Source organism: Streptomyces bobili, from assembly GCF_002154575.1.
Taxonomy (GTDB): Bacteria; Actinomycetota; Actinomycetes; order Streptomycetales; family Streptomycetaceae; genus Streptomyces; species Streptomyces bobili.
Genome location: NZ_MUBA01000831.1, coordinates 1 through 2339, shown reverse-complemented (window position 1 = coordinate 2339; position 2339 = coordinate 1). Strand labels below are relative to the sequence as shown.

The window sequence follows — 2339 nt, the reverse complement described above, 5'->3', positions numbered from 1 at the left end:
GTGTCGCCGGGCGCGGGGGGATCGAGGCGCGGCGTGCTTCCGTGCTCATGCACCCCCCGTTTCCTCGTGCCCGCGCCGTCGTTGTCCCGCGCGAGCCGGTCTCCTCGCCCGGCCGGCCCCGGTACGGACACGCCGGTCCTTCCTGGGCACGCATACCCGCACGGGCGGACCGGCATCCCGGCACGGGTACCCTGCCGGAGCCGTCCTCCGTGCGTGCGCGTCACTCTACGGCTTGTTCCTGCGCGAACGGGAACCAGTCCGCACCCCCCGGGGCATCTGCCCGGAACGTCCCCCTACCCTGCGGTAATCGGGTCTGGCAGGCTGCGTCCATGACTGCGCGCGCCGCCGACCGGGCCCGGTACGACCGGGCCACCGCCCATCTCGACGCTCCTGTCGCCATCGTGGACCTGGAGGCATTCGACGCCAACGCGGACGACCTGATCCGCCGGGCGGGCGGGAAGCCGGTCCGCGTCGCCAGCAAGTCCGTCCGCTGCCGGGCCCTGCTCGAACGCGTCCTGGCGAAGGACGGTTTCGCGGGCATCATGTCCTTCACCTTGGCCGAATCCCTGTGGCTGGCCCGGTCGGGCTTCGAGGACATCCTGCTCGCCTACCCCTCCGCCGACCGTTCCGGCTTCGCGGAACTGGCCGGCGATCCCAAGCTGGCCGCCGCCGTCACCGTGATGGTCGACGACGTCACCCAGCTCGACCTCATCGACTCCGCGCGCGGCGACGGACACGAAGTCGTGCGGGTCTGCCTGGAGTTGGACACCTCACTGAAGCTGCTGGGCGGGCGGGTGCGGGTCGGCGCGCTGCGCTCCCCGCTGCACTCCCCCGCCCAGGTCGCCGACGTGGCACGGGCCGTGGCCCGGCGTCCTGGGTTCCGGCTGGTGGGGATCATGGCGTACGAGGGTCACATCGCGGGGGTGGGCGACTCGCTGGCCGGCCGGCCCTTCCGGTCCCGCGCGATCCGGCTGATGCAGGCCACCGCGCGCCGAGAACTCGTCGAGCGGCGTGCCGCGGTGGTGCGTGCGGTGCGCGCCGTGGTGCCGGACCTGGAGTTCGTGAACGGCGGTGGGACCGGCAGTGTGCAGCACACCGCCGCGGAGGACGCGATCACGGAGATCGCGGCGGGTTCGGGACTGTACGTGCCGCGTCTGTTCGACAACTACACGTCGTTCGACGGCCGTCCGGCCGCCCTGTTCGCCCAGCCCGTCGTCCGCCGGCCGGGCGTCGGCGTCGTCACCGTCCTCGGCGGCGGCTACCCCGCGTCCGGTGCGCCCGGACCCGACCGGCTGCCGGTGCCGTATCTGCCGGAGGGGCTGCGCTACGACCCGCAGGAGGGTCCCGGCGAGGTGCAGACCCCGCTGCTCGGCTCGCCCGCCGACGATCTGCTGATCGGCGACAAGGTGTGGTTCCGGCATGCGAAGGCCGGTGAGCTGTGCGAGCGGTTCGACATGCTGCGGCTGATCGAGGGGGACGCGGTGACGGCGACGGTGCCGACGTACCGCGGCGAGGGGCAGACGTTCCTCTAGCTCGCTCCTCCGGTTCCGAGAGTTCCGACGGTTCCGACGGTTCTTACTCTTCGCCGAGCGGTGTGGGACGGCTCACGGTGTCGGTCCGAGGTCGCTGCCGACCCCGCCGCCCGTGTCCGCGTCACCGATCGGGCGGATGCCCTTGGTGATGCGATCCATGTCGGCGAGCGGTGGCCCGTCCTCGCCCGCGTCGAAGACGTACCGGACGAGGACGGGTGCCCCGGTGCCGACGGTGGAAGGGAAGACCAGGGACTGGACGTAGCCGCCGGGCCCCTCGGCCGTCGTCACGCGCCAGCGGACGTAGTACCCGGCGCGGCCCGAGACCGCGACCTGTCCGGCGGCCACCGCCTGGTGGGACTCGATGCCGCCGAAGGGGCTCCGGCCGATGAGGTCCTCGTCGTAGGCGTCGTCGGCCGCGTCGGCGATGTCCGCCTCGGCCAGTGCCCTGGGGGAGGTCTCGTCGGTGTCGGTGACGGTCCGGGAGATCACGCGGCCGTGCCGGCAGATGCCTCCGCCGGGGCAGTCGTAGGTGCCGTCGGTGGTCATGACGACGTCGGGTTCGGCGACGTGCTCGGGGAGGACCCAGCCCTCGGGCAGCGGGAGGGTGATGCCGTTCAGCTCGTCGACGACGACGGAAGGGTCCGTCGACGAGGTGGCGGACGGGTCGGCGGAGGGTGTGGAGGTGGCGGTGTCCGTGGTCGTCGCAGGAGGACGGCTCCGGTCACGACGGCCGCGACGAGGACGGCCGCGACGACCACGAGGGCGATGGCCCGGTACCGGCCGCCGCCACCGCCCCCTGATGAGGAG

The 2339-nt window shown here is 73.0% G+C and carries 2 protein-coding genes; one reads left to right on the top strand and one right to left on the bottom strand.

The genetic code is table 11. From position 1 onward, the window contains the following. The first annotated feature begins 329 nt into the window (after positions 1-329). On the top strand, positions 330-1532 hold the full coding sequence (locus BZL64_RS38005) for an amino acid deaminase/aldolase (protein ID WP_086773489.1): 1203 nt from the start codon (positions 330-332) through the stop codon (positions 1530-1532). 72 nt (positions 1533-1604) lie between these two features. On the opposite strand, the gene BZL64_RS38000 is transcribed toward BZL64_RS38005, so the two are convergent. Further along, positions 1605-2339, bottom strand: a 735-nt coding sequence (locus tag BZL64_RS38000) for a hypothetical protein (RefSeq protein WP_341868854.1), incomplete at its 5' end; no start/stop codon positions are given.